Annotated in this window: 1 protein-coding gene; it reads left to right on the forward strand. The window is 37.7% G+C overall.

The features are described from left to right. Positions 1-268 precede the first annotated feature (268 nt). A partial coding sequence (locus tag G525_RS0117860) for an IS110 family transposase (RefSeq protein WP_027127345.1) occupies positions 269-1,135 on the forward strand: 867 nt, incomplete at its 3' end.

Here is a 1,135-nt window from a genome sequence, read left to right on the forward strand (position 1 = left end):
AATTCCCCTCTTCTCTCAAAAAAAAATAATCACTTTAAGGTAACGTTTTTGTACCTTGGATAGTGCTCTTTGCAAGACCGATTTTAAATTGATGCTTATAAGCTCGAGCGTAATTCTGGTTGGAATGTAAAAAGCCTTTGATATATCCAGTATCAAAGGCTTGTGATAATCACACTGATGAATCCTCTAGGGATATCTCGTTCAGAATATTTTCTTGATTGCAATATACATTCTCTTTGGGCATTTTTATTAATTTAAATCAAAGAAAATGGTAAAAACTAAATTAAAAATGGAGATCATCAATCCAAATGCAGCTGGAATTGATATCGGAAGCCGTTCACATTTTGTTGCGATCAATCAAGAACACTCGGACGTGAGGGAATTTGGCGTTTATGCCCAGGACACCAAAGAACTACTGACTTGGCTACTAGACAATGATGTAAAATCAGTAGCCATGGAATCCACAGGTTCATATTGGCAGAATTTATATGCAGAACTACAGGACTCAACCATTGAAGTGATCCTGATCAATGGAAAATTCACCAAGAATATCAAAGGCAAAAAAACCGATGTACTGGATTGTATGTGGATCCAGAAGTTACATTCACTCGGTCTTTTGAGCGGAAGCTTCCTGCCCGATCTACAGACAGAATATTTAAGGACTTTGGTAAGGCATCGCGGCAATCTAGTTGAAACCACTTCCCAGGCTTCCAATAGAATGTCGCAAAACATGAGGTTGATGAACCTCAGATTGGATGTGGTGGTAAAAGATATTGTGGGACTGACCGGATTACGTATCATAAATGAAATCTGTAATGGTGAGACAAGCGGAAAAGAGCTCGCAAAATTAAGACACGGGAACTGCAAAAAATCTGAAGAGGAAATCGCCAAGGCACTCCAAAGCAATAATCGACAGGATTATTTATTTGTTCTTAAACAGGAACTGCGAAAATATCTGGATGCACAACAATTGATCATGGAATGTGATGATGAGATTAAAAGGGTTTTGGACGACTTTATAGATCAGGATCATGCAAAGAAGGCATTGTGCATTGATAAGAAAGTACACAAAAGGATCAACAAGAACACACCAAAAAATATTGACCTGAATCTCATTTCCTATCAATACTTCTAT

This window comes from Gelidibacter mesophilus DSM 14095, assembly GCF_000423005.1.
In the GTDB taxonomy this organism is placed as follows: Bacteria; Bacteroidota; Bacteroidia; order Flavobacteriales; family Flavobacteriaceae; genus Gelidibacter; species Gelidibacter mesophilus.